General features: G+C 65.0%; 22 protein-coding genes. 5 read left to right on the forward strand and 17 right to left on the reverse strand.

What is annotated here, in order from left to right; translation table 11 throughout:
- Nucleotides 1–38: 38 nt before the first annotated feature.
- From ACUXVH_RS20350 to ACUXVH_RS20405, 12 genes are all read right to left on the reverse strand, one after another.
- Nucleotides 39–650, reverse strand: coding sequence for a nucleotidyltransferase family protein (locus tag ACUXVH_RS20350; RefSeq protein WP_065363417.1), 612 nt, complete (start codon nt 648–650; stop codon nt 39–41).
- Entirely contained in the window at nt 647–1,642 is a 996-nt protein-coding gene (locus ACUXVH_RS20355) for an XdhC family protein (protein ID WP_019092974.1), read from the reverse strand. Before ACUXVH_RS20355 ends, ACUXVH_RS20350 begins: the two co-directional genes overlap by 4 nt.
- Nucleotides 1,642–3,957, reverse strand: coding sequence for a xanthine dehydrogenase family protein molybdopterin-binding subunit (locus ACUXVH_RS20360; protein WP_065363416.1), 2,316 nt, complete (start codon nt 3,955–3,957; stop codon nt 1,642–1,644). Before ACUXVH_RS20360 ends, ACUXVH_RS20355 begins: the two co-directional genes overlap by 1 nt.
- Nucleotides 3,954–4,424 (reverse strand): (2Fe-2S)-binding protein, encoded by a 471-nt coding sequence (locus ACUXVH_RS20365; RefSeq protein ID WP_011060107.1) that lies wholly within the window; start codon nt 4,422–4,424, stop codon nt 3,954–3,956. The genes ACUXVH_RS20360 and ACUXVH_RS20365 overlap by 4 nt, the downstream gene beginning before the upstream one ends.
- A 242-nt stretch (nt 4,425–4,666) precedes the next feature.
- The gene (gene murB / locus ACUXVH_RS20370; protein WP_011060106.1) at nt 4,667–5,686 is read right to left on the reverse strand and encodes a UDP-N-acetylmuramate dehydrogenase; all 1,020 of its coding nucleotides are present in this window, start codon (nt 5,684–5,686) and stop codon (nt 4,667–4,669) included.
- Entirely contained in the window at nt 5,683–6,147 is a 465-nt protein-coding gene (locus ACUXVH_RS20375; protein WP_015634698.1) for a low molecular weight protein-tyrosine-phosphatase, read from the reverse strand. The genes murB and ACUXVH_RS20375 overlap by 4 nt, the downstream gene beginning before the upstream one ends.
- Nucleotides 6,147–6,911: a 3-deoxy-manno-octulosonate cytidylyltransferase gene (gene kdsB, locus ACUXVH_RS20380; RefSeq protein WP_011060104.1), complete on the reverse strand. Its 765-nt coding sequence runs from the start codon at nt 6,909–6,911 to the stop codon at nt 6,147–6,149. Before kdsB ends, ACUXVH_RS20375 begins: the two co-directional genes overlap by 1 nt.
- The gene (locus tag ACUXVH_RS20385) at nt 6,908–7,093 is read right to left on the reverse strand and encodes a Trm112 family protein (RefSeq protein ID WP_011060103.1); all 186 of its coding nucleotides are present in this window, start codon (nt 7,091–7,093) and stop codon (nt 6,908–6,910) included. Before ACUXVH_RS20385 ends, kdsB begins: the two co-directional genes overlap by 4 nt.
- 24 nt (nt 7,094–7,117) lie before the next feature.
- Nucleotides 7,118–8,128 carry a tetraacyldisaccharide 4'-kinase gene (gene lpxK, locus ACUXVH_RS20390; protein ID WP_011060102.1) on the reverse strand — a complete coding sequence of 337 codons (1,011 nt, stop codon included), beginning with the start codon at nt 8,126–8,128 and terminating at the stop codon, nt 7,118–7,120.
- Nucleotides 8,128–8,556 carry an ExbD/TolR family protein gene (locus ACUXVH_RS20395; protein ID WP_011060101.1) on the reverse strand — a complete coding sequence of 143 codons (429 nt, stop codon included), beginning with the start codon at nt 8,554–8,556 and terminating at the stop codon, nt 8,128–8,130. Before ACUXVH_RS20395 ends, lpxK begins: the two co-directional genes overlap by 1 nt.
- Nucleotides 8,553–9,188: a MotA/TolQ/ExbB proton channel family protein gene (locus ACUXVH_RS20400; protein WP_011060100.1), complete on the reverse strand. Its 636-nt coding sequence runs from the start codon at nt 9,186–9,188 to the stop codon at nt 8,553–8,555. The genes ACUXVH_RS20395 and ACUXVH_RS20400 overlap by 4 nt, the downstream gene beginning before the upstream one ends.
- Nucleotides 9,189–9,290: 102 nt before the next feature.
- Nucleotides 9,291–11,528: a DNA internalization-related competence protein ComEC/Rec2 gene (locus ACUXVH_RS20405; RefSeq protein WP_065363415.1), complete on the reverse strand. Its 2,238-nt coding sequence runs from the start codon at nt 11,526–11,528 to the stop codon at nt 9,291–9,293.
- Nucleotides 11,529–11,667: 139 nt separating this feature from the next.
- On the opposite strand from ACUXVH_RS20405, the gene ACUXVH_RS20410 reads away from it, so the two are divergent.
- A complete protein-coding gene (locus tag ACUXVH_RS20410) occupies nt 11,668–12,183 on the forward strand; it encodes a DUF2062 domain-containing protein (protein ID WP_015634695.1) in 516 nt (171 codons plus the stop codon).
- Between the two features lie 53 nt (nt 12,184–12,236).
- On the opposite strand, the gene ACUXVH_RS20415 is transcribed toward ACUXVH_RS20410, so the two are convergent.
- From ACUXVH_RS20415 to ACUXVH_RS20430, 4 genes are all read right to left on the reverse strand, one after another.
- Nucleotides 12,237–13,016, reverse strand: coding sequence for an ABC transporter permease (locus ACUXVH_RS20415; protein WP_011060097.1), 780 nt, complete (start codon nt 13,014–13,016; stop codon nt 12,237–12,239).
- On the reverse strand, nt 13,013–13,945 hold the full coding sequence (locus ACUXVH_RS20420) for an ABC transporter ATP-binding protein (RefSeq protein ID WP_011060096.1): 933 nt from the start codon (nt 13,943–13,945) through the stop codon (nt 13,013–13,015). The genes ACUXVH_RS20415 and ACUXVH_RS20420 overlap by 4 nt, the downstream gene beginning before the upstream one ends.
- A gap of 132 nt (nt 13,946–14,077) precedes the next feature.
- Entirely contained in the window at nt 14,078–14,701 is a 624-nt protein-coding gene (locus ACUXVH_RS20425; RefSeq protein ID WP_011060095.1) for a glutathione S-transferase family protein, read from the reverse strand.
- 42 nt (nt 14,702–14,743) lie between these two features.
- Nucleotides 14,744–15,403 (reverse strand): transglutaminase-like domain-containing protein, encoded by a 660-nt coding sequence (locus ACUXVH_RS20430; protein ID WP_011060094.1) that lies wholly within the window; start codon nt 15,401–15,403, stop codon nt 14,744–14,746.
- Between the two features lie 214 nt (nt 15,404–15,617).
- Here ACUXVH_RS20430 and ACUXVH_RS20435 point away from each other — a divergent pair, with 214 nt between their 5' ends.
- Both ACUXVH_RS20435 and ACUXVH_RS20440 read left to right on the forward strand, forming a co-directional pair.
- Entirely contained in the window at nt 15,618–18,065 is a 2,448-nt protein-coding gene (locus ACUXVH_RS20435) for an acyl-CoA dehydrogenase (RefSeq protein ID WP_065363414.1), read from the forward strand.
- A gap of 86 nt (nt 18,066–18,151) precedes the next feature.
- Nucleotides 18,152–18,559 carry a PA2817 family protein gene (locus tag ACUXVH_RS20440; protein WP_011060092.1) on the forward strand — a complete coding sequence of 136 codons (408 nt, stop codon included), beginning with the start codon at nt 18,152–18,154 and terminating at the stop codon, nt 18,557–18,559.
- Between the two features lie 106 nt (nt 18,560–18,665).
- Here the strand turns inward: ACUXVH_RS20440 and ACUXVH_RS20445 are convergent, their stop codons facing one another.
- On the reverse strand, nt 18,666–19,619 hold the full coding sequence (locus ACUXVH_RS20445) for a LysR family transcriptional regulator (RefSeq protein ID WP_011060091.1): 954 nt from the start codon (nt 19,617–19,619) through the stop codon (nt 18,666–18,668).
- An 89-nt stretch (nt 19,620–19,708) separates the two neighbouring features.
- Between ACUXVH_RS20445 and ACUXVH_RS20450 the strand changes: the two genes are divergently transcribed.
- Nucleotides 19,709–20,335, forward strand: coding sequence for a hypothetical protein (locus tag ACUXVH_RS20450; protein ID WP_011060090.1), 627 nt, complete (start codon nt 19,709–19,711; stop codon nt 20,333–20,335).
- Nucleotides 20,336–20,376: 41 nt separating this feature from the next.
- A complete protein-coding gene (locus tag ACUXVH_RS20455; RefSeq protein WP_015634690.1) occupies nt 20,377–21,009 on the forward strand; it encodes a LysE family translocator in 633 nt (210 codons plus the stop codon).
- Nucleotides 21,010–21,205: the final 196 nt, after the last annotated feature.

Raw genomic sequence — 21,205 nt, forward strand, 5'->3', positions numbered from 1 at the left:
ATGAAAAAGCCCCGCCCGGGTAACCGGGCGGGGCTTTTTTATACCTGGAGCACCTGACAATCCGGAAACAGCAACGCCTGCGGAACGTCCACATCCCAGGTCACCCCCGGATCCGTCACCGGAACTTCCACCACCCGCCCCGAAGCGAACAGCGGCCGGGCTCCCCGATCACCAGACAGGCCCTGCAACGCTGCGCCATAAGACCGGCCAAAGCCCACCGGATGACCCAACTCATCCCCCAGCCGCGGCACGCTGATGCCCTCCTCGGTCATTGCCTCCATCACCCGACTGGCGGTGGCGGGCAGGATAAAGGGCATGTCCCCCAGCCAGACCATCCAGCCATGAGCATCGGCGCAGGCAGCCACTGCCGCGGCCAGGCTATGCCCCATGCCCACGGACTCCAGCACCAGTACCTGACAACCGTAGGCACGCGCCAGATCCACCACCTGGGGTCGATCCGCCGTGGTCACCAGTACTCGCTGGGCAACGTCCACCGGCAGGCTCACCAGCACCTGCTCCAGCACCGGCCGCTGCACCCCGTCACGCCCGCGGCAGGGCGCCAACAGCTTGTCCTGCCCGGCCCCGGCCACCTGGCGAAAACGCCTGCCCTGCCCCGCCGCCAGGATGATCGCGCAAGGCTTGCGGCTCACCTCACCGTCTCCGCCACTCGCACCGGGAGCTTCTTCTGCAGCGGTTCGACGCCATTTTTCAGCGCGACGATTTCCGCCAGCAACGACAAGGCAATCTCCGCCGGCGTATGGCTGCCGATGGGCAATCCGACCGGCCCGTGCAAGCGCTCGATGGCCTGCGCCGAAAGACCCAGCAGCGCCAGATTGTCCCGGCGTTTCTGGCTGTTGGCCCGGGAACCCAGGGCGCCGACGTAAAATGCCCGGGAGTCGAGCGCCGTCAGCAGCGCCATGTCATCCAGGCGCGGATCATGGGTCAGGGCCACCACTGCCGTGCGCTCGTCGGGCTCGATGCTCAGCACCGCATCGTCGGGCATCCCGGCGACAAAACGTCCATCCTGCCCCTCCCAGCCATGCACGAACTCCTGGCGCGGATCGCAGATCAGCACTTCGAAATCCAGCAAGCGGGCCATCTGCGCCACATAGCGCGACAACTGCCCGGCGCCGATCAGCAGCAAGCGCCAGCGCGGTCCGTAGATCGCCCGCAGGGTGACCCCGTCAAACGCCAATTCATCGCCGCGGTTCGCCGTCTTGAGCAGCACCTGGCCGGTGCCCAGGTTCAGCTCCCGGGCCACGATCTGGTGTGCCTCGCAGCGCTGGAGCAATTCGGCGACCCAGGCCGGGTCGCCAACCCGCTCTTCGGTGAGGCGCAAGGTGCCGCCACAGGGCAGGCCGAATCGCGCCGCTTCCTCCAGGGTCACGCCGTAGGTCACCAGTTGCACCGGCGGCCCGTGGCGAGACAGGCGCCCATCGCCCTGGCGGCTGATCAGGTCATCCTCGATACAGCCTCCGGACACCGAGCCGATCACCACCCCGTCGTCGCGCAAGGCCAGCATGGCGCCGGGTGGCCGCGGCGCGCTGCCCCAGGTCTGCACCACGCTGTACAGCAGCACGCCGCGCCCGGCGCGCCGCCATTCCAGGACACTGCGCAGGACATTCAGGTCGACGCTGTCCATCAGGCGCTCGCCTGCTGCCAGCCCTGCAACTGGTAGCGCACCGGCAGGTTGCGTATGCGCTTGCCGGTGGCGGCGAAGATCGCGTTGCACAGGGCCGGCGCAATCGGCGGCACACCGGGCTCTCCCACCCCGCCCAGGGGCACGTCCCCCGGCGGCGTCACCAGGTGCACCTGCACCTGTTTCGGCGCCAGGGACATGCGCGCCACTTCGTACATATGGAAATTGTCCTGCTGGACCTTGCCCTCCTTGAAGCTGATCTCCCCCAGCACCGCATTGCCCAGGCCCATGACGCAGGCCCCTTCGAATTGCGAGCGGATACGCTCGGGGTTGATCTGCGGGCCGCAATCCACGGCGATATCGGCCTGATGCACGATCAGCGTGCCATCGTCCTTCACCTCCACCTCGATCACCGCCGCCACATAGGTCACGAAGCTGTAGTGCACGGCCAGCCCTAGACCGCGCCCCTTGGGCAGCGAGCGCCCCCAGCCGGCCGCCTTGGCTGCGGTTTCCAGCACCGTGCGCAGGCGCCCGGTATCAATGGGGTAGCGCTCGGGGGATTCGCCGTAGTTCCACTCCTCGCTCAGGGTTCGGGGGTCGATCTGACGATCCGGCCCCAGCAGCTTGAGCTGGTACTGCAGCGGATCCTGGCCGGCCTTGTGGGCCAGTTCGTCGACAAAACTCTGGATCGCGAAGCCATGGGGAATGTTCGACACCGAACGGTACCAGCCGACCCGGGTATGGGCCGCGGCCTCGGGGTTTTCCAGGCGCACGTTGGGAATCGCGTAGGCCATGTTGGTAAAGCCCATGCCCAGCTCGAAGGCGCCTTCGTGATTCATCCCCGGGGCGAACAGCGCGGTGATGCTCGGCGCCACGGTGCGGTGCAGCCAGGCCGCCGGCAGGCCGTCCTTGTTCAGCCCGGCCTTGAGGTATTCCGCCGACACGGTATGGAAGTAGGAGTTGTGGATATCGTCCTCGCGGGTCCACTGCACCCGCACCGCCTTGCCGGGAAAGGCCTTGGCCAGGATCGCAGCCTCCAGGATGAAGTCGGGCTTGGACTTGCGCCCGAAGCCGCCGCCCAGCAGCGTGACGTTCACCGAGACCTGCTCGAAGCCGATCCCCAGGCGTTCGGCGATTCGCTCGCGGGTCACCTGTGGCGCCTGGCTCGGTGCCCACGCCTCGCAGCGACCGTCCTGGAATCGCGCCACGGCCACCATCGGCTCCATCGGCGCCTGGGCCAGGTGCGGCAGGTAATAGCTGGCCTCCAGGCTGCTCTCGGCGCCCTTCAGGGCCTCATCCAGGTTGCCGGTACTGCGCACCACCTTGCCCGGTTGCCGCGCCGCCGCCTCCAGTTGCTTGCGGTATTGGATGGAGTCGTAGCCAGCGTTGGCACCATCCTCCCACTCGATCCTCAAGGCATCGCGGCCCTTGATCGCCGCCCAGGTGTTGCTCGCCACCACAGCCACGCCGCCCAGGGGCTGGAACTCCGAAGGCAAGGGGCGGCTGTCGATGGGCACGACCTTGATCACCCCCGGTACCTTCAAGGCTGCGCTGTCATCCACCGACTTGACCTTGCCGCCATACACCCGGGGCCGCGCCACCGCCGCGAACAGCATGCCGTCGAAATGCACATCGGCGCCGTACACCGCACGGCCGTTGACGATGTCCTGGCCATCGATGGCCCGGGTGGCCTCCTTGCCGATGTAGCGGAACTCCCCGGGCTGCTTCAGGCGCAGGCTATCCCGGGCAGGCACCGCCAGGGCGCCTGCCGCAGCGGCCAGGGCGCCATAGCCCAGCTCACGCCCGGTGGGCTGGTGAACCACCTTGTGCAACTGCGCCCGACACTGCGCCAATGGCACCTGCCACTGCGCAGCGGCGGCCTGTTCCAGCATGGTCCGCGCAGCCGCGCCACAGCGGCGCATGGGCTCGTACCAATGACGCATGCTGCGCGAGCCGTCGGTGTCCTGGTTGCCGAAACGCACCTCGTCACCCGGTGCCTGGCGAACCTTGACCTGCGTCCAGTCGGCGTCCAGTTCATCGGCCACCACCATGCTCAGGCTGGTGCGCACGCCCTGGCCCATCTCCGAGCGATTGCAGATCACCGTGACGCTGCCGTCGCTGGCAATGCTCACGTAGACCTTGGGGTCATCGACCCAGCCGTGGGGCATGCCGTCGGCACCGAATTTCTTGTCCTCGGCAAAGGCTTCCTGCCAGCCCCAGCTCGCAGCCAGCACCAGGGCCCCGGTGGCCCCCACACCTTTGAGAAAGCCCCGGCGGCTGAGGTTGCTCAGGGCAAAATCCTGCGGTAGGCGGTTCATGCCTTGGCCTCCTGCAGATGGCTGGAAGCCTGTCGGATCGCGGTCTTGATCCGGTTGTAGGTGCCGCAGCGGCAGATATTGCCGAGCATCGCCTCTTCGATCTGCTCGTCGCTGGGGTTGGGGTGGACCTTGAGCAAGGCAGTGGCCGACATGATCTGCCCGCCCTGGCAGTAACCGCACTGGGCCACCGCCGTATCCAGCCAGGCCTGCTGCACCACCTGCCCGACCGGGTCGGTATGCAGGTTGTCGATGGTGCTGACGTTCTTGCCTTGCACCGAGCCTATCGGTGTGATGCAACTGCGCGCCGGGTCGCCATCGATATGAATCGTACAGGCGCCGCACAGGCCCATGCCGCAGCCGAACTTGGTACCGTTGTAGCCCGCCACGTCGCGGATAGCCCACAACAGCGGCATGTCCTCGGTGACGTCCAGTTGATGATCTTGACCGTTGAGCTTCAGGGTAATCATGGGCACGCCCGCATTTTCTGAGTGATGGGGTCGAGTCATCCGCCGTGCAGTACCGCGGCTGCGGTGCACGCAGATCGGCTCAGGCTAATCGGGCTCTCTTGTGAAGACAGGCTTCACCGGGCCCTTGGGAACAGCAGAATGCTGATTCTTAGCCTGCTAAGTTAAGCCGCAATTAACAAAAAAGCCTTGCCCGAACGTCAGCCGGGCAAGGCTTTTTGCTATCCACCGCAAGCCGGCTCTCGTTAATAGAGGTTGGGCTCCATCTCCAGCTCGACACTGAAACGCTCGGCGATATCGCGCTGGATCCGCCGCGCCAGTTCCAGCAACTGCAGGCCGCTGGCGCCGCCATAGTTGACCAGCACCAGCGATTGCAAGCGATGGACCCCGGCATCCGCCTCGCGAAAGCCCTTCCAGCCCGCCTGTTCGATCAGCCAACCGGCCGCCAGCTTCACCTGCCCATCGGCCTGGGGGTAACCCACCAGCCCCGGATGCGACTGCTTGATCTGCGCCGCCAGTGCCGCCGGCACCACCGGGTTCTTGAAGAAGCTGCCGGCATTGCCCAGCACGGCAGGGTCCGGGAGCTTCTCGCTGCGAATGCTGCAGATCGCCCGGCTGACATCGCTGGCCGTCGGCTGTTCGATGCCCTGCTCGCTCAGGCGCTGGCGCACCGGACCGTATTCCAGGTGCAGATGATCGACACGGTTCAGGGCAAAGCGCACCCGCAGGATCAACCAGCGACCGGCCTGATGCTTGAACAGGCTGTCGCGGTACGCGAACTGACACTGCGCCAGGTCGAATTCCCGCAGCTCGCCGGTCTGCCGATCGAGGGCAGTCAGGCCGGCGAACACGTCCTTGATCTCCACCCCATAGGCGCCGATGTTCTGCATCGGTGCGGCGCCGACGGTGCCGGGAATCAGGCTCAGGTTCTCCAGCCCGGACAGGCCCTGCTCCAGGGTCCACTGGACAAAGGGATGCCAGGTTTCCCCGGCCTCGGCTTCGACCACCACCCGCTGCCCGTCATCGCTGAGCAGGCGAATGCCACGAGTGGCCATGCGCAGCACCAGGGCCTGGATATCCGCCGTCAGCAGCAGGTTGCTGCCGCCGCCGATCACCAGAAGCGGCAACTGGTGGGTAGCGCAATAGGCCAGGGCCTCGCGTACCTCGTCGTCGCTGTGGGCCTGGGCAAACCACTTCGCCTTGACCTCGACCCCGAAGCTGTTGAACGGCTTGAGGGACACATCGGCCTGAATGTCCAGGGTCATAGCCGCCCCTTCAATTCGACCACCAGCCGGTCGCAGGCATCCTCGATCAGGTCCAGCACCTGCTCGAAACCCTGCTCGCCGTCGTAGTACGGATCCGGCACTTCATCCAGCGCCGCCTCGTAGCGACGCAGGAACAGGTCCAGCTCGGCCTTGCCCCGGGCCGGTTGCAGGGCCTTGAGGTTGCGCAGGTTGCTCTGGTCCATGGCGAAGATCAGGTCATAGGCAGCGAAATCGGCGCTGCCGACCTGCTGCGCCCGTTGCGCCGACAGGTCGTAGCCGCGCCGCAAGGCAGCCTGCTGGCTGCGCTTGTCCGGGGCCTTGCCGATGTGCCAGTCGCTGGTGCCCGCAGAGGCGACCTGCACCTGGTCACCCAGGCCGGCCTCGTGCAACTTGCGGCGCAGCACGCCTTCGGCGGTGGGCGAGCGGCAGATATTGCCCAGGCAGACGAACAGAACCCGCATCAGGCCTCCAGCAGGCGCCGAACGCGCTCAAGGTCTTCGGCGGTATCGACGCCGGTAGGCGGTGCTTCCAGGGCGTCGGCCACGTGGATCCGCACGCCATGCCACAGGGCACGCAGTTGCTCCAGGGATTCGGTGTTTTCCAGCCAGCACGGGCCCCAACTGACGAAGTCGTGAAGAAAGCCGGCGCGGTAGGCATAGATGCCGATGTGACGGCGATAAGGCACGCCTTCGGGCAGTTGCTCACGACTCTGGGCAAAGGCATCCCGAGCCCAGGGCAAGGTGGCGCGGCTGAAGGTCAGGGCCAGGCCGTTGAGGTCGCTGACCACCTTGACCACATTGGGGTTGAACAGGGTCTGCACATCCTCGATCGGCTCGGCCAGGGTGGCCATGCGCGCTTCGGTGTGGGCTGCCAGGTTGGCCGCTACCTGATCGATCACCGACGGCGGGATCAACGGCTCGTCGCCTTGTACGTTGACCACGATCGCATCCGCGGCCAGGCCCAGCTGGGCGGCGACTTCCGCCAGCCGGTCGGTGCCGGAGTTGTGATCTTCCCGGGTCAGCAGCGCCTCGGCGCCAAAGCCCTGGCAGGCCTCGACGATGCGCTGATCATCGGTGGCCACCACGACCCGCTCGGCGCTGCTCTTGCGCGCCTGTTCCCAGACCCACTGGATCATCGGCTTGCCGGCGATCAGTTGCAGCGGCTTGCCTGGCAGGCGAGTGGAGGCGTAGCGCGCCGGGATGACAACGGTAAAGGCGCTGCTCATTTGTCCAGGCGCTCTTCGGTGGTCAGGGTGCGCGCCTCGCTTTCCAGCATCACCGGGATGCCATCGCGAATCGGATAGGCAAGGCCCGCGCCCTTGCTGATCAGCTCGGTCTTGTCGGCGCTGAGTTTGAGGGGGCCTTTGCAGATCGGGCAGGCGAGGATGTCGAGCAGTTTGGTGTCCATGAGGATTCCCTGGATAAAAGCGAATTAAGGCAGCAGACGATCAGGCAGCAGGCGCATCAACTGGGTGTCGAACCAGGCGACGAAGGCCGGCGAAGGCTGGGCATCGACCGCCAGGTACCACCAGTCGTCTGCCGCGAAAGCCCGGCACTTGACCGCATCTTTCTCGGTCATGACCAGCGGCAATGACGGGGTGAAGGTCAAGGCCTGCGCACTGTATTGAGCGTGATCGGCAAATGCATGGGGAACAGGCCGCCAGTGTAGCGTTTCAAGGGTGTTGAAGAAACGCTGGGGATTGCCGATGCCCGCCACCGCATGCAGCGCCTGGCCGGGGGCGAAATGCTCCAGCGCACGGCGCTCGCCACTGCGCAGGTTGACCAGCACCGAGGGCTTGAGATGAAAGGCGAACCCGTCGTCACGGTCATCAACTGCGCCGTTGTAGAGCACCGCGTCGACGCTCTGCAAACGCTCCGCCGGCTCGCGCAGCGGCCCGGCAGGCAGGCAGCGGCGGTTGCCCAGGCCGCGGGCGGCATCGATCAGTACCAGCTCCAGGTCACGGGCAAGGCGGTAGTGCTGCAGGCCGTCGTCGGACAGGATCAGGTCCAGCGGCTCGGCGGCCAACAGGGCCTGTACCGCGCGGCCGCGATCCGGATCGATCATCAGCGGCACGCCGCAGCGCTGGACGATCAGCAGCGGCTCATCACCGGCCACCGCGGCGCAATCTTCGGCGCTGACGCGCCAGGGCAGTTGCGCCGGCTTGGCACCGTAGCCGCGGCTGACCACCCCGACCCGCAATCCGAGGCGCTGGCAGTGCTCCACCAGCCACAGGATCAACGGCGTCTTGCCGGTGCCGCCGACGGTGATGTTGCCCACCACGATCAGCGGCACAGGTGGTTGATAGATCGCCCCCTCACCGGCAAGAAAGCGCTGGCGCTTGCCCGTCACCACTCGGCGATACAGGCATTCCAGGGGGCGCAGCAGTTTCAGCGCGGGGTGGCCGTTGTACCAGGCATTGAGCAGGCGATCGGAAAGTGCCATCAGGGTGCCGGGTCCGCCTCGACGGTGGTCATGCGCAGGTGGCTGAAACCGAGCTTGCCGGCTGCATCCATGGCAGTGATCACCGCTTGATGCTGGGTCTTGCCGTCGGCGCTGATGGACAGCGGCAGGTTGGTGTCGCCCGCCGACTCCTTCTGCAGGGCCTCGATCAAGGTCTCCAGGTCATTTTTGGGCAGGACCTGGTTGTTCACCGAAAACACGCCGTCGGCGCTGATGGCGATATCCAGTTGCTTGACCTGCTGGTCTTCGGCCGGCGAGCCGCTGACCGCTTCCGGCAGGTCGACCCGCAGCTCGGTTTCCCGGGTGAAGGTGGTGGTGACAACAAAGAACAGCAGCAGGATGAACACCACGTCGATCAACGACGCCAGGTTGATGTCCACGGTTTCCCGGGGCTTGCGACGGAATTTCACGCTTTGCCCTCGGCCAGATCGACATCGCGGTCGCCCTGGATCACTTCCACCAGCTTGATCGCCTCCTGCTCCATGCCCACCACCAGTTCATCGACCCGGCGTTGCAGGAAGCGGTGGAAGAACACCGAGGGAATGCCCACCATCAGGCCGGCGGCGGTGGTGATCAGTGCTTTGGAAATACCGCCTGCGAGGATGTGCGCGTTGGTGGTCATGCCCGAGCCCATGAACGAACTGAAGATGTCGATCATGCCCAGCACGGTGCCCAGCAGCCCCAGCAGCGGTGCCATGGCGGCAATGGTGCCGAGGGCGTTGAGGTAGCGTTCCAGCTCATGGATGACCCGGGCGGCAGCCTCTTCGATGCATTCCTTCATGATCTCGCGGCCATGCTTGGAGTTGGCCAGGCCCGCCGCCAGAATCTCGCCCAGGGGCGAATCGGCGCGCAGTTCCTTGAGCTTTTCCTTGTTCAGCTGCTTGTCCTTGATCCAGCGCCAGACCTGCCCCAGCAGGTGGGGCGGGGTGACACGACTGGCCCGCAGGGTCCACAGACGCTCGGCAATGATGCCCACGGCAGCAATGGAACTCAGAATGATCGGCAACATCATCCAGCCGCCGGATTTGACCAATTCCCACACAGTGACAGCCCCCTCGAAAAAGTGCGCCACTCTAACATAGGGGCCGGACGCACCGAAGACCGTGATGTCGCATGCTCACAGGCTTTAATAACCCACGGTTATTTAAGGCATTGCGGGCGGCTCACGCCAGAATCGCCGCTGCTCGCGAAGGCCATGCGCCGCTCCGAAGGCCCCCAGTTGCAGCCTCAGGGCGCCCTGTTCGGCACTGTCATAAATTGCCATGTCCAGGCGCCGATAGCGTGCCAGCACTTGAGGATGGGGATGGCCGAAGGCATTGCCCCGCCCACGGGAAATCAGCACCGCGTCGGGGGCCAGCCGTTGCAGTAAGGCCATGGATGAAGAGGTGCGGCTGCCGTGATGGGGGGCCTGCAGCCAGTGGGTCCGCACCGCCAGCGGGCTGTCGAGCAAGGCTCGCTCGGCACGGGCGTCGATGTCCCCGGTGAGCAGCAGGCGCTCGCCGGCAGCCTCGACCTGGAGCACGCACGAAGCCTGATTGCCGTCGGTCGCCGCCGCCCATTGCCACTGGCGAAAGCGCACGCCATTCCACACCCAGCTCAGCCCACTGTCGCAAGGCCTTGCCTGCAGGCCCGCGGGCAAGGCGTCGGGCTGGCCTCCGCGGACCTCGCCCACGGGCATTGCGCGCTGCACCGCCTGGGCGCCACCGGCATGGTCGTTGTCGGCATGGCTGAGCAGCATCAGGTCCAGCCGCCGGATGCCGAGCCTGTGCAGGGTCGGCACTACCACTCGCTCTCCCAGGTCGAACTCGGCGACCCGCGCGCCAGCGTCATACAGCAGGGCGTGATCACGGGTCCGCAGGATGAATGACAGGCCCTGCCCCACATCAAGCTGCCAGACCTCCACCTCGCCTTCGGGCACGCGCGCCAGGGGTGGCCAGACCGCCAGGAGCAACAGCGGCCAACCCAGAACCCGCATGGGCACGCCCCTGGGCAACAGCAGCAACAGGCAGCCCAGAGCATTCATGCTCCATAGCCACAGAGGGATCTGCGGCGGCACCCAGGCCGGCCACCCACCGGCAATCAATCCGAGCAAGCGGAACAACCCGCCCAGCAATCCACCGGCCAGCCACAACAGGCCCTCACCCACATAAGGCACCGGCAGCAGCAGGCTGCCGAGCAAAGCCGGCGGCAACACCAGAAAGCTGATCCAGGGCACCGCCAGCAAATTGGCCAGCGGCCCGCTGAGGCTGATAGGCAGCCCCAGAGCCAGCAACGGCGGCAGCAGGCCAATGGCGATCAACCATTGGGCCCGGGTCCAGCCCTGCCACCAGCTCCACGCCCCCAGGCGCCCGGCAAAGATCAAGATCAGGATTGCCACTGCGGCAAAGGACAGCCAGAACCCCGCCTGCAAGCTGGCCAGCGGCTCGGCCAGCAACACCGCATTCAACGCCAGCAGCAGGGGCCAGCCGGCCCGCAGATGGCGAAAGCGCATGCGCCAGAGCAGTACCAGGGCGACCATCACACAGGCGCGCTGCACTGGCACATCGAACCCCGCCAGCAGGCCGTAGCCCAGGGCGCCGAGCCAGGCCAGGGCACAGGCCCAGGGCAACCACGGCAAGCGCTCGGGCCAGAGACCATGGCGGGCCAGCCCGGCCACCGCGAAATAGATCACCCCAGCCAGCAGGCTGATGTGCTGCCCGGAAATCACCATCAGGTGGACGGTGCCGGTGTCCTGCAACAGCTGCCAGTCTTGCCGCGTCAGGCCGGAACCGTCGCCCATCACCAGCGCCGCCAACCCCGCACCGCGCCCCTGAGCCTCGACCTCTAGCAAGCGCTGGCGCAAGCCTTGCCGCCAGGCCTGCGGGGCCGGGGCCGGTGCCAGCAACTGCCCGGCCTTGACCGTGCCGGTGGCGCCGATACGGCGCGCCAGCAGCCAGGCCTGGTAATCGAAGCCCTGGGGATTCAACAAACCCATCGGCTGGCGAAGCTTGACCGCCAGCCGCCAGCGCTCGCCACTCTTGAGCGCCGGGCCCTCATGCCAGGCCAGGCGCATGCGCCGGGGCAGCCGCTCACGGCGGGCCTGGGCATCTTCCAGCTCGAAACGCACCACGCCGCCCGCCTGCTCCGGCAGGCCGCTCACCCGCCCCTCCAGCCAGCGGGTCTGTGACTCCAGGCGCGGCGCCAGGCGATCATCAAGGGCCGACTGCGCGGAGACACAGGCCCAGGTGAAACCGAACAGGAAAAATGCCACTGGATGTGTACGAAACGGCAACAGCATCAAGGCCAGTATCGCCATACACAGCAGCAGCCAGCCTGGGGGCAAGGCCGGCATGAAACCCAGCGCCAGCAGCCCCGCAGCCAGCGCCAGCATTGCGCTACGCATCCGCCCGCCCCTCCTTGGGAGTTCATACTCTTGGCTTAGTCGAGGATGGGCAGCGCGGCTTTATCATTTGTCACAATGTCTGAATTTTCGCCGACTAGAATCCGGTCATAATCGTCGCCTGACCCGACCGAGAAGCCTTATGCCCCGGCGCTTATTCAAACGTTACATGCCAGATCCGACCAGCATCCGGGAACACAAGTCCTTACGCTTTCTCGGCACCCTGCTGCATGACGCCAACCTCTGGCACCTCAATCGACACTCGGTGGCCCGGGCCATGGCCGTGGGCCTGTTTGCCGCCTTTATTCCCATTCCAATGCAGATGTTGCTGGCTGCGGTACTGGCCATCTGGCTACGCGGCAATATGCCCATCAGTGTCAGCCTGGTCTGGTTGACCAACCCCATCACCATGCCGCCGGTGTTCTTCTGCACCTACCAACTGGGGGCCTGGCTGATGAACGTGCCGCCGCGCACCCTGCCCGACGAGCTGACCTGGGAGTGGATCAGCAGCCAGCTGGCAACCCTGTGGCAACCCTTCCTCCTCGGCTCGGTGGTGGCCGGGCTGGTGCTGGGGGCCACTGCCTATTGCCTGACCATGCTCTATTGGCGCTGGTGGGTCGCGCGCCAATGGTCCAGGCGCAAGCAGCAACGGCAGTGACCAACGAAAACGGCCTCCCGAGGGAGGCCGTTTGCATGACGCACTAAAGGCATTTACTGACGCATGCCGCGCCCGCTCACCAGCAGCCGTGCGCAACCGATATACAGCACCAGGGTGGCCACCAGCATGAAGGTAATGGCGATGCTGATCTTGATGTCCGACACCCCGAGGATGCCGAAACGGAAGGCGTTGACCATGTGCAGCACCGGGTTGGCCAGGGACACCGTCTGCCAGAACGGCGGCAGCAGGTTGATCGAGTAGAACACCCCGCCCAGGTAGGTCAGGGGCGTCAGCACGAAGGTCGGGATGATCGAGATATCGTCGAAGTTGCGTGCAAAGACTGCGTTGATGAAGCCCAGCAGCGAGAAGATGGTCGCGGTCAGCACTACCACCAGCACCGTGATGCCCAGGTGGTGCACCTGCAGCGTGGTGAAGAACAGCGACAGCAGCGTCACGATGACCCCCACCATCAGCCCCCGCAGCACCCCGCCCAAGGTGTAGCCGATGAGAATGGTATGGGGCGACAACGGCGAGACCATCAACTCCTCGATGGAGCGCTGGAACTTGCTGCCGAAGAAGCTCGATACCACGTTGCCGTAGGAGTTGGTGATCACCGACATCATGATCAGCCCCGGGACGATGTACTCCATGTAGGTGAAACCACCCATGTCGCCGATCTGCCGGCCGATCAGGTTACCGAAGATGACGAAGTACAGGACCATGGTGATGGCCGGGGGCAGCAGGGTCTGCGGCCAGATCCGGGTGAAGCGCCGGACTTCGCGATAGACAATGGTGTTGAGCGCCACCAGGTTGGGTTTGAACTCCGAACTCATACCGCCACCTTCGACAGATTCTTCTCCACCAGGGACACGAACAACTCCTCAAGACGGTTGGTTTTGTTACGCAGGCTCAGCACCTCGATGTTCTGCAGGGCCAGTTGGCCGAACAGCGCGGTGATGCCCACGGCCTTGTCCACCTGGACCTCCAGGGTATGGCTGTCCACCAGCCGGGTCGGATAGCCGGCCAGTTGCGGCGCCACGCTCAGGTCGTTCTTCAGGTCGAGGAGGAAAGTCTCCACATGCAGCTGGCTGAGCAACTGGCGCATGCTGGTGTTCTCGACGATGGTGCCGTGGTCGATGATGCCGATGTTGCGGCACAGCTGCTCAGCCTCTTCCAGGTAGTGGGTGGTGAGGATGATGGTGATGCCTTTCTGGTTGAGCTCGGTGAGAAAGCTCCACATGGAACGGCGCAGCTCGATATCGACCCCGGCGGTAGGTTCGTCAAGGATCAACAGGCGCGGTTCATGCACTAGCGCGCGGGCGATCATCAGGCGCCGCTTCATGCCACCGGACAGGGAACGCGAAGGCACATCGCGCTTGTCCCACAGGCCGAGCTGGGTCAGGTACTGCTCGGCGCGCTGCTTGGCGATCTTCGCCGGAATGCCGTAGTAGCCGGCCTGGGTCACGACGATGTCGAAGGTTTTCTCGAACTGGTTGAAGTTGAATTCCTGCGGCACCACGCCGATGCAACGCTTGAGCGCCGCCGGCTCACGATCCAGGTCGTGGCCGAAGACGCTCACCGTACCGCTGGTCTTGTTCACCAGGGTCGAGAGAATGCCGATGGTGGTGGATTTGCCGGCCCCGTTAGGGCCGAGCAGGGCGAAAAAGTCACCTTCGGCGACATCCAGATCGATACCACTCAGGGCCTGGAAACCGTTGCCGTAGGTTTTGGTTAGCTGCCGGATGGACAGAGCGGAACTCATATCGGATTCATGCACCAAGAAGGGGGAATTTTATAAGTAAGGGCGGCCCGAGCCGATTGCAACGACGCCGGACGCCCGCCATGTTGCGTGCCTGCGTCGTGCAAGTACAGTCACCCGTATCGATAGTGGGTATTAAGTCAACGCGGTCATCACGGCCTGGCGATAGGCCGGGCGCTGTTTCAAGCGCTCATACCAGGCTTGCAGATGGGGCATGGAAGGACGCTCGATGGGCATCTCGAACCAAGCGTAGATGAAACTGCCGAGGGGAATGTCGCCTACGCCGATCTCCTGCCCGGACAGGTAAGGCTGCTCGCCCAGGGCCTGATCGACCCGCGCCAGCAGCTCGGCACACGTGGCCTTGGCGGCGTTGATCTGCGCCCAGTCCTGCTGCTCGGCCGGGGTGCGCAATACGCCCCAGAACAGATGCCGGAAGGGTTCAGCGAAGGTCGAGGTGGTCCAGTCCATCCACTTCTCGGCGCTGGCCCGCAGTTGCACGTCGGCCGGGTACCAGTGGCTATCGGCGGCGTAGCGCGCAGCCAGGTAGCGCACGATGGTATTGGACTCCCAGAGCACGAAGTCGCCGTCTTCAATCAGTGGAATCCGGCCATTGGGGTTCAGCGCCCGGTACGCCGGGGTGTCCACCACCCCAAAGGCGCCGCCGGCGTCCAGGGACTCATAGGCGAGCCCCAGTTCCTGCGCGCACCAGAGTGCCTTCCTGACATTCGACGAGTTCTTGCGACCCCAGATCTTCAGCATGACCATCCCTCAGTAATGAATGCCGGGGCAGTCTACGCCTGATCAGCCGCGACTCAAATCGCCGCGCAGGTCTGCCAGCACTTGCGGCTGCTGCGCGTCGAACAGGTGCGGGTAGCATTTTTCCAGGTGGCCGAAAAACAGCTCCTGCGGCACGTCGGCAAACTGCCCGTGGTCCACCAGGTACTCCATCGACTGTTCGCCCTGGCGATTGAAAGGCTGGAAAACGCTGTCCTCCAGGCCGTCGAAATCCAGCGGCGCCACATCGAACATTTCACACAATTGCCGGTTGAACGCCGGCGTGGCCTTGACCCAACGACCCTGCAGATAGAACTCGGTGTAGCCGTGCATGGCGAATACATCGCTGCGCAGCAGCTCCAGCAGCCTGGGTGTGGACAGGTGATTGCGCACATCGGCCAGGCCGATGCGCGCCGGTATCCCGCAATGCCGGGCACAACCGGCGAGCAAGGTGGCCTTGGGCACGCAATAGCTCTCGCCGGTGGCCAGGGCATGGCTGCCGCGCAAGGTCTGGGGATCACGGCTGAAACTGTAGAAGTTGTAGCGTACGGCCTCGCGCACCGCGTAATAGAGGCTGACGGCTTGCTGTCGGGGATCGCGGCTGGCACCGCGATGAGTTTCGGCGAACTCCACCACCGCCGGGTGGTCACTATCGATGAAGCGGCTGGGACGCAGGTACTCGTGCATGGGCATGACCTCCGAGAGGAAGCCTGAGTCTATCGAGGCGTCCGCCCCAGTGATAACGACGTATCGGCCAAAGATCATGGCCCCCACGATCAACCGGGCCTGGCCCGCAAGATACAGACTTGCATTGCACCCGCACTGCCCTGCTCACCCGCGCTGTCGAAGGCCGACTACGCTCTGAGGGTGATTTCACCCCTGGTTTCACGGAGGATTGAATATGCTGTTGTTGTGGATACTGGTTCTGGTGCTCGCAGTGGCCTACCTGGCCCATCGCCGTACCGCCCCCCTGCCCGCCCTGGGCGTGGTCGCCATCTACCTCTTGGCCATGGGCGCCTTTAGCCGCGCCCCCGGCTGGCTGCTGCTGATTTTCTGGGTGCTGCTGGCAGCGGTCGCCGCCCCTCTGCTGCTGCCCGATCTGCGGCGCAAGTATTTCAGTGCGCCGCTATTCAGCTGGTTCCAGAAGGTTCTGCCGCCGATGTCCCAGACCGAGCGCGATGCCATCGATGCCGGCACCGTCTGGTGGGACGGCGAGCTGTTCAGTGGCCGCCCCGACTGGAATACCTTGCTGGCCTACCCCAAGGCCCAGTTGACCGAAGAAGAGCAGGCGTTCATCGACGGCCCGACCGAGGAGCTGTGCGCCATGGTCAGCGACTGGCAGATCGGCCAGCACATGGACCTGCCGGCCGAAGCCTGGGCCCACATCAAGGAGCACGGTTTCTTTGCCCTGATCATTCCCAAGGAGTTCGGCGGCAAGGGCTTCTCGGCCTACGCCCACTCCCAGGTGGCCATGAAGCTGGCCACCCGCAGCGGCGACCTGGCCTCCACCGTGATGGTGCCCAACTCCCTGGGCCCGGCCGAACTGCTGCTGCACTACGGCACCGACGAACAGCGCAATCACTACCTGCCGCGGCTGGCCCGGGGCGACGACATTCCCTGCTTCGCCCTCACCGGCCCCCTGGCCGGCTCCGATGCCGGGGCCATGCCCGACACCGGGATCATCTGCAAAGGCCAATGGCAGGGTGAAGAAACACTGGGCCTGCGCCTGAACTGGGAAAAGCGCTACATCACCCTGGGCCCGGTGGCCACCCTGCTCGGCCTGGCCTTCAAGGCCCATGACCCGGACCACCTGCTGGGCGACCAGGAAGACCTGGGCATCAGCCTGGCACTGATCCCCACCGACACCCCCGGGGTGGATATCGGCCGCCGCCACCTGCCCCTGGGCGCGGCCTTCATGAACGGCCCGAACTCCGGCAAGGACGTGTTCATTCCCCTGGACTTCCTCATCGGCGGCCAGGAAATGCTCGGCAAGGGCTGGATGATGCTGATGAATTGCCTGTCCGTGGGCCGTTCGATCTCCCTGCCCGCGGTGGGCACCGGCGCCGCCAAATTCACCAGCCTGGTGACCGGCCAGTACGCCCAGGTGCGGGAGCAGTTCAACGTGCCCCTCGCCGCCTTCGAGGGCATCCAGGAGGCTCTGGCCCGCCTCGGCGGCAATGCCTGGCTGATGGACAGTGCACGCATGCTCACTGCCAACGCCGTGGACCTAGGGGAAAAACCCTCGGTGCTGTCGGCGATCCTCAAGTACCACCTCACCGAGCGCGGCCGCGAGTGCATCAGCCACGCCATGGACGTGCACGGCGGCAAGGGCATCATCATGGGCCCCAACAACTACCTGGGCCGCAGCTGGCAAGGAGCGCCGATCTTCATCACCGTGGAAGGCGCCAACATCCTTTCGCGCAACCTGATGATCTTCGGCCAGGGGGCAATCCGCTGCCATCCGTTCGTGCTCAAGGAAATGGCCCTGGCCGGTCGCGAAGACCACGACCAGGCGCTGCAGGAGTTCGACGCCCTGCTGCTCAAGCACATAGGTTTCGCCGTGAGCAACGCCGCCAGCACCCTGGTGCTGAACCTCGGCCTGGGCCACTTCGAACACGTTCCGGGAGACAAGGTCAGCCAGGGCTACTTCCGTGCCCTGAACCTCCAGGCCGCGGCCTTCGCCCTGCTGGCGGACTTCTCGATGATGCTGCTGGGGGGCGAACTCAAACGCCGCGAGCGCCTTTCCGCCCGCCTGGGGGATGTGCTCAGCCACCTGTACCTGGCGTCGGCAGCGCTCAAGCGCTACCACGACCTGGACTCCCCGGAATACCTGCGCCCCCTGCTGGCCTGGGCCATGGAAGAGAGCCTCGGGCATTCCGAACGGGCCCTGGACGAGTTGCTCAGCAACTTCCCCAACCGGGTGTTCGGTTGCCTGCTGCGGGTGCTGGTGTTCCCCTTCGGCCGTCGCCATACCGGGCCATCGGACCAGCTGGATGCCGAAGTGGCGGCGATCATCGGTCGAGCCCAGGGCGATCCGGCCCTGGAAGCGGTGCTTGCCGGCTGCTACCGCCCGCAATCCAAGGACGACCCGGTGGGCGCCCTGCAACATGCCAGCAACCTGCTGAGCGCCGTACACCCGTTGCACAAGAAGCTCCACGAAGCGCTGAAAAGCGGCCAGGTCAAACCGGCTGCCGGCGAATCGGCCATCGACGCGGCGCTGGAAGCCGGCGTGCTGCAGGCCGCCGAGGCCCAGAGCCTGCACGAGGCCGAGGCGGCGCGGCGCAAGGTCATCAATGTGGATGATTTTGCCAAGGAGGAGCTGACCCTGAGCGAAGGCAAGACCCGCTAGACGGCCGCCTTCGGGGCAGGTCGATTATGAAACCGGGCGCGGGAGCTATATACTCCCGCGCCCGTTTTGCTCTTGAGGACCCTGTCATGTCCAACATCGTCGCCGATCATCTCGTCCTGCTGGACCACCTGCGCAGCATCCTGGTCGCCGTAGGTGAAGCCGAACAGGTGCCCGAGGAAAGCCACGCGCTGTTCCTGGAGCGCTTCGACGAACTGCGCGCCTCGCTGCCGATCGACCCGATCGAAAGCCAGTACCTGGGCCAGGACCTGCTGTGCCAGATCATGCAGCGCTACCCGCAGATCGCCCACCTGGTGCCTCGTGACCTGCTGTGGTTCTTCGCCGGTGACTGCCTGCACTACATGCCCGATGAAGAAATCGACCTGTACCAGGCCCTGGAAGAGCGCCGTTTCGAAGCCGAGCAGAACGACGAGCCCTTCGACTGGAACCAGGAAAAGCAGCTGCTGGCGCTTTCTGCCCAGGACAGCAAGCACTGATCACTGCGCCCGGCGCAGCCAAGGCCCGCACGGTTCGCCCGGCGGGCCTTTTTCATGGGCGCCTTTTAGCGCCGGCCTGTCAGAGAATTCGCTGGCAAGCCAGCTCCTACAGCGGGCGTTCCGCTTTGCCCGGGCGGTTGAGGGTCGGCTCCTTGGCCAGGCACTCCACCAGGTAGTCGATGAAAACCCGCAACTTGGGCGGCAGGTAACGGGTCGGTGAATGCAGCAGCCAGGCACCGCCGTGGTAGGAGGCCAGGAAGGTCCACTCCGGCAGCACCTGGACGATCAGCCCCTGCTCCAGGGCATGGCGCGCGGTGAAGTACGGCAGGCTGCCGATCCCCAGGTGTTGCAGCACCGCATCCAGGCGCACCCCGGTGTGGTTGGCCGCATAGCGCCCGCGCACCCCCACCGTGACCGCCTTGCTGCCCTGGGTGAACTTCCAGCGCGCATCGCTGGGGGTCTCGCCCAGGTAGATGCAACTGTGCTGGCGCAGGTCCTGGGGATGGGCCGGCGTACCGTGCTCGGCCAGGTACTGCGGGGTGGCGCAGAGCAGGTGATCGATGCGCAACAGCTGGCGGCCGATCAACCCGGGCGGCGGGCGATCGGTGATGCGGATCGCCAGGTCGACGTTGTCGTCGATCAGGTCGACATCGCGGTCCTCATGCAGCAGTTCCACATCGACCTGGGGATAGCGCCGCAGAAACTCCGGCATGTGCGGGTGCACCACGAAACGCCCCACCGCCTTGGGCACGCTGACCCGCACCACGCCTTCGGCTTCGTGGGTGAACTGGCCGCTGACCTCCATCACCGAACGGGCCGCACTGACCATTTCACTGCAACGCTTGAACACCTCTTCGCCACCGTCGCTCAAGCGCAACTTGCGTGTGGTGCGCTGCAACAACCGGGTGGCCAGGGCCTTTTCCAGGCGCGAGATGCTGCGGCTGACCGCCGAAGGCGAGGAGCCCAGCTGGCGTGCCGCCTCGGAGAAGCTGCCGGTCTCCACGACCCTGACGAAAATGGCCATTTCTGCCAGCAAAGGCAGGGGTAGATTTATGCTCATGACGCAATAGTCCATTGAGTTTCGAACGGATTATCACGCAATTGCCCAGGCCGCATAATAAAAAAACACTGAATTCCAGGGTTAGAGAAATGACGCGGCGCCTGTATTACGACAATGACCAGTTACTGACCTCCGTCGAGGTCCTGAGCTGCATCCCCCACGAACAGCAATTCGCGATCACCCTCAACGCCACGCCCTTCCACCCCCAGGGTGGCGGCCAGCCCAGCGATACCGGCTGGATCGGCCAGGCCGCCGTTCTGCGGGTGGCCCAGGAAGGCGAGCAGATCGTGCATTACCTGGACCAGCCGCTGGAGCCGGGCATTTTCGAGGCCCGGGTCGATGAGGCCGCGCGCCTGTTCAACAGCCGCATGCACTCCGCCGGGCACCTGATCGGCCACTTCGTGCAAAGCCAGGGCTGGATACCGATCAAGGCCCATCACTGGCCAGGTGAAGGCCGGGTGTCGTTCAAACCGGCAGAGCAGCCCCGGGAGATCGACGGCGCCAGCGTGCAGGACGCGATTGCGCAGTGGATAGAGGCCGACCTGGAACGGCATAGCACAATGGCGGACGGTTCGCGCCAGATCAGCTTTGGCCAACTGCCGGCCTATGGTTGCGGCGGCACCCACGTCAGCCACCTGCAGCAGCTGGGCGCGGTGCTCATCACCGCGGTCTCACTCAAGAAAGGCACCCTTTCGGTCAGCTATAGCCTCGACTGAAAACGGCCTGCCACTCAATCATCCTGCTTTGCGGAGTCCGCATGCTGTCCAACTATCTTGGCGAGTTCCTCGCCCTGGCCCTGGTTCACTTTCTCGCGGTGGTCGCTCCCGGGCCGGATTTTGCCGTGACCATCCGCCAGAGCGTGCGCTTTGGCCGCATGACCGGGGTCTGTACCGCCCTGGGCATCGGCGCCGGCATCTCGGTGCACGTGCTCTACACCCTGCTGGGGGTGGGCGCCCTGATGCACGCTACGCCCTGGTTGCTGAGCGCGGCCAAGCTGCTGGGCGGCGCCTACATTCTGTACTTGGGTATCAGCCTGCTGCGCAGCAAGGCCAAGACCAGCCTTCCCGGCGAGGCGCCCACCGATGAGCCCCAACAGACCTTGCTGCGAGCCTTTACCACGGGGTTTCTGACCAATGCCACCAACCCCAAGGCGACCCTGTTTTTCCTGGCGATCTTCACCACCCTGGTCAGCGCCACCACCCCACTGAGCATCCAGGCCCTATATGGCGCCTGGATGTGCCTGGTGAATGCGCTGTGGTTCGTGATCGTCGCGCTGTTCTTCTCCAGCTCTCGGGTGCGCTTGCTGTTCATGCGCCTGGGGCACTGGTTCGAGCGCTGCATGGGGCTGATCCTGCTGCTGTTCGCCGGGCGGTTGCTGCTGTCGCTGTAGACAAGGCAAACGACAAAGGCCCGCACAGGTGTACTGGCGGGCCTTTTTTCTGGGCACTGGCTGCAGTGTTGAATCGCAGGCAAACAAAAACGCCGCTCAATGAGCGGCGTTCTTGTGAATTTGGAGCGGGAAACGAGACTCGAACTCGCGACCCCGACCTTGGCAAGGTCGTGCTCTACCAACTGAGCTATTCCCG

Source organism: Pseudomonas sp. 8(2025) (genome assembly GCF_052665325.1).

Excerpts from the sequence above, each read along its gene's own strand:
- ACUXVH_RS20355 (WP_019092974.1), bottom strand. The coding sequence starts at position 1,642 with ATGGACAGCGTCGACCTGAATGTCCTGCGCAGTGTCCTGGAATGGCGG.
- ACUXVH_RS20360 (WP_065363416.1), bottom strand. The coding sequence starts at position 3,957 with ATGAACCGCCTACCGCAGGATTTTGCCCTGAGCAACCTCAGCCGCCGG.
- ACUXVH_RS20365 (WP_011060107.1), bottom strand. The coding sequence starts at position 4,424 with ATGATTACCCTGAAGCTCAACGGTCAAGATCATCAACTGGACGTCACC.
- murB (WP_011060106.1), bottom strand. The coding sequence starts at position 5,686 with ATGACCCTGGACATTCAGGCCGATGTGTCCCTCAAGCCGTTCAACAGC.
- ACUXVH_RS20375 (WP_015634698.1), bottom strand. The coding sequence starts at position 6,147 with ATGCGGGTTCTGTTCGTCTGCCTGGGCAATATCTGCCGCTCGCCCACC.
- kdsB (WP_011060104.1), bottom strand. The coding sequence starts at position 6,911 with ATGAGCAGCGCCTTTACCGTTGTCATCCCGGCGCGCTACGCCTCCACT.
- ACUXVH_RS20385 (WP_011060103.1), bottom strand. The coding sequence starts at position 7,093 with ATGGACACCAAACTGCTCGACATCCTCGCCTGCCCGATCTGCAAAGGC.
- lpxK (WP_011060102.1), bottom strand. The coding sequence starts at position 8,128 with ATGGCACTTTCCGATCGCCTGCTCAATGCCTGGTACAACGGCCACCCC.
- ACUXVH_RS20405 (WP_065363415.1), bottom strand. The coding sequence starts at position 11,528 with ATGCGTAGCGCAATGCTGGCGCTGGCTGCGGGGCTGCTGGCGCTGGGT.
- ACUXVH_RS20410 (WP_015634695.1), top strand. The coding sequence starts at position 11,668 with ATGCCCCGGCGCTTATTCAAACGTTACATGCCAGATCCGACCAGCATC.
- ACUXVH_RS20415 (WP_011060097.1), bottom strand. The coding sequence starts at position 13,016 with ATGAGTTCGGAGTTCAAACCCAACCTGGTGGCGCTCAACACCATTGTC.
- ACUXVH_RS20420 (WP_011060096.1), bottom strand. The coding sequence starts at position 13,945 with ATGAGTTCCGCTCTGTCCATCCGGCAGCTAACCAAAACCTACGGCAAC.
- ACUXVH_RS20425 (WP_011060095.1), bottom strand. The coding sequence starts at position 14,701 with ATGCTGAAGATCTGGGGTCGCAAGAACTCGTCGAATGTCAGGAAGGCA.
- ACUXVH_RS20430 (WP_011060094.1), bottom strand. The coding sequence starts at position 15,403 with ATGCACGAGTACCTGCGTCCCAGCCGCTTCATCGATAGTGACCACCCG.
- ACUXVH_RS20435 (WP_065363414.1), top strand. The coding sequence starts at position 15,618 with ATGCTGTTGTTGTGGATACTGGTTCTGGTGCTCGCAGTGGCCTACCTG.
- ACUXVH_RS20440 (WP_011060092.1), top strand. The coding sequence starts at position 18,152 with ATGTCCAACATCGTCGCCGATCATCTCGTCCTGCTGGACCACCTGCGC.
- ACUXVH_RS20445 (WP_011060091.1), bottom strand. The coding sequence starts at position 19,619 with ATGAGCATAAATCTACCCCTGCCTTTGCTGGCAGAAATGGCCATTTTC.
- ACUXVH_RS20450 (WP_011060090.1), top strand. The coding sequence starts at position 19,709 with ATGACGCGGCGCCTGTATTACGACAATGACCAGTTACTGACCTCCGTC.
- ACUXVH_RS20455 (WP_015634690.1), top strand. The coding sequence starts at position 20,377 with ATGCTGTCCAACTATCTTGGCGAGTTCCTCGCCCTGGCCCTGGTTCAC.